Genomic DNA, 2,701 nt, shown 5'->3' on the forward strand with positions numbered 1-2,701 from the left:
CGCGGGCGGGCTCACCGAGCTGAAGCGGCAGACCGCGGTGGCCCCGGCCCCGGCCCCGTCCACGGCACCGCGGACCGCCCCGTCCGCGCCCGTGGTCACCAGGCTCGGCGTGGAGGTGGCCGACGACAGGAGACCCGGGGCGCTGGTCGTCGCCGTGCACGTGCCCGGCCCGGGGTCCTCGGCCGGTCTCGTACGCGGCGACGTCCTCCTCTCCTTCGGCGCCACCCGTGTCGACTCGGCCGCCGACCTGGCACGCGCCGTCGCCCGTGCCCGCCCGGGCGACGCGGTGGAACTGACGGTGCGCCGCCGGGGCGGCGGCCACCAGCAGCTGACGGCCGTCCCCGGCATCGTCACGTGACCACGCGGAAGTGGCTGGTGAGCCGGCCCTCGTCGTCCAGTACATGGAAGGCGAGCCCGACCGGGGCGTCCCGGTCCGCGATCCGCTCGCCCTCCCAGGGCAGCCGCAGCGTCCAGGTCACGCCCGGCCCCACCAGCACCGGGCGGCCCGCGAACGTCGTGGCGGCCGGGGTGTGGGCGTGACCGGTGATCAGCCCGGTGACCTGGGGACGGCGTGCCAGCAGGGCGGCCAGCCGCTCGGGGTCGCGCAACGGGTAGGAGTCGGGCAGGGGATGGTGCAGCGGCACCGGGGGGTGGTGGAAGGCGAGCAGGACCGGAAGGCCGTCGTCGAGTCCGTCGAGCGTCGACTCGATCCAGGCACAGGTCTCCGCGTCCAGTTCCCCGTCGTCACGGCCCGGGATGCTCGAGTCGCACATCAGCACCGCGCCGCCGGCCAGCACGTGCGCGCTGTTGACCGGCCCGTCGGCGGCCGGCCGGCCCAGCAGCGCCTTGCGGTACGGCGCCCGGCTGTCGTGGTTGCCCGGGCAGGTCAGCACCGGGAACGGGGCGGTCCCGTCGCGCAGCCCCAGCAGGCGGGCGGCCTCCTCGTACTCGGTCTCGGTGCCGTGGTCCGCGATGTCCCCGGTCACCAGCAGCGCGTCCGGCGGGACCGGCAGCTCCCACAGCCTGTCCCGCACCCGCCGGGCGCGCTCCGTCGCCCGCGCGGTCCCGTCCAGATGCAGATCGCTGATGTGCGCGAGTACGAGCACGGCCGTACGCCTCCCCGACATGTCCGCTAACGGTTCGGTGAGATAAAACCATTAGATGTAATGGGAGGGCAATGCTCCGCCATTAGTTGCGGCGGGTCGCGGGGTGAACACCGCGAACCGGCTCGCGTCACCCCCGCCCGCCGGGCAGGATGCTGCCCGTAACCTGCTGTCGTCCTGGGAGGCCCCCGAATGACCGGCGCCGTGCCCGCGTCCTTCACCGCCGACGACTACGAGGCCCGCATGGAGCGTGCGGCGCGGCAGGCCGCCGACGCCGGACTCGCCGGGCTGCTCGTGGCACCCGGCCCCGACCTGGTGTGGCTCACCGGCTACACCCCCACCGCCGTCACCGAGCGGCTCACCCTGCTGGTCCTGGCGGCCGGCCGGGACCCCGTGCTCGTCGTCCCCACCCTGGAGGCCCCGGACGCCGAGCACGCCCCCGGCGCCTCCGCCCTCACCCTGCGCGACTGGACCGACGGCAAGGACCCCTACGCCGCCACCGCCGCCCTGCTGGACGCGGACGGGAGGTTCGGCATCAGCGACAACGCCTGGGCCATGCACCTGCTCGGCCTGCAGAGGGCGCTGCCCGGCACCTCCTACGCCTCCCTCACCGAGGCCCTGCCGATGCTCCGTGCCGTCAAGGACGCGGCGGAGCTGGAACTCCTGGCCGCCGCCGGGGCCGCGGCGGACGCGGCCTTCGAGGAGATCAGGCAGGTCGCCTTCGCCGGCCGCCGGGAGACCGACGTCGCGGCCGATCTGGCCGCCCTGCTGCGCCGGTTCGGACACTCCCAGGTCGACTTCACGATCGTCGCCTCCGGACCCAACGGCGCCAACCCGCACCACGAGATCGGCGACCGCGTCATCGGACGCGGCGACATGGTCGTCCTCGACTTCGGCGGCCTCAAGGACGGCTACGGCTCCGACACCTCCCGCACCGTCCACGTCGGGGAACCCACCGACGAGGAGCGCCGGGTGCACGACCTCGTGCGCGAGGCACAGGAGGCGGGTTTCCGCGCGGTGCGGCCCGGGGTCGCCTGCCAGGACGTCGACCGCGCCGCCCGCGCGGTCATCGCCGGTGCCGGGTACGGGGAGTACTTCATCCACCGCACCGGGCACGGCATCGGCGTCACCACGCACGAACCGCCCTACATGATCGAGGGCGAGGAGCAGCCGCTCGTCCCCGGCATGTGCTTCTCCGTCGAACCCGGCGTCTATCTGCCCGGCCGGTTCGGCGTGCGCATCGAGGACATCGTGACCGTGACCGAGGACGGCGGCCGGCGGCTGAACAACACCGCGCGGGAGATGGTCATAGTGGATTGAACGGCTCCCCCGTCCCCTCCCTGCCTCCCCGAACGGCAACGGCGCGATCATGACCCAGGCACCGACACCCACCGCGGACACCGTCCGCCGACTGGCCCGTTCCCTGCTGAAGGACAGCGGGAAGGGCGACGGGTCCGCCGCCGGACCCGACGTCCGGCCCGTCGCCGCGTCCGCCGGGCCCGCCACCTGGTGGGTCGGCACCCGCCATGTGCTGCGCCTCGCCCCGGACCGTGAGGCGAGCGTGCGCCGCCGCCGCGAACTGCGGCTGCGCGACCTCG

At 74.6% G+C, this 2,701-nt stretch carries 3 protein-coding genes and 1 pseudogene; 3 read left to right on the forward strand and 1 reads right to left on the reverse strand.

Going from position 1 to position 2,701, the window contains the following annotated elements:
• Positions 1–358: PDZ domain-containing protein (locus B7767_RS26420; protein WP_256923577.1), on the forward strand; the 358-nt coding region annotated here is incomplete at its 5' end.
• On the opposite strand, the gene B7767_RS26425 is transcribed toward B7767_RS26420, so the two are convergent.
• Entirely contained in the window at positions 351–1,106 is a 756-nt protein-coding gene (locus B7767_RS26425) for a metallophosphoesterase (protein WP_179167291.1), read from the reverse strand. The genes B7767_RS26420 and B7767_RS26425 overlap by 8 nt on opposite strands.
• Before the next feature lie 189 nt (positions 1,107–1,295).
• Here B7767_RS26425 and B7767_RS26430 point away from each other — a divergent pair, with 189 nt between their 5' ends.
• Together B7767_RS26430 and B7767_RS26435 are read left to right on the forward strand one after the other, a co-directional pair.
• The gene (locus B7767_RS26430) at positions 1,296–2,423 is read left to right on the forward strand and encodes an aminopeptidase P family protein (RefSeq protein WP_085574383.1); all 1,128 of its coding nucleotides are present in this window, start codon (positions 1,296–1,298) and stop codon (positions 2,421–2,423) included.
• Between the two features lie 49 nt (positions 2,424–2,472).
• Positions 2,473–2,701 (forward strand): annotated as a pseudogene (locus tag B7767_RS26435) (aminoglycoside phosphotransferase family protein); the annotation flags it as partial.

The sequence above is a fragment of the Streptomyces sp. 13-12-16 genome, assembly GCF_002114215.1.
Lineage (GTDB): Bacteria > Actinomycetota > Actinomycetes > Streptomycetales > Streptomycetaceae > Streptomyces.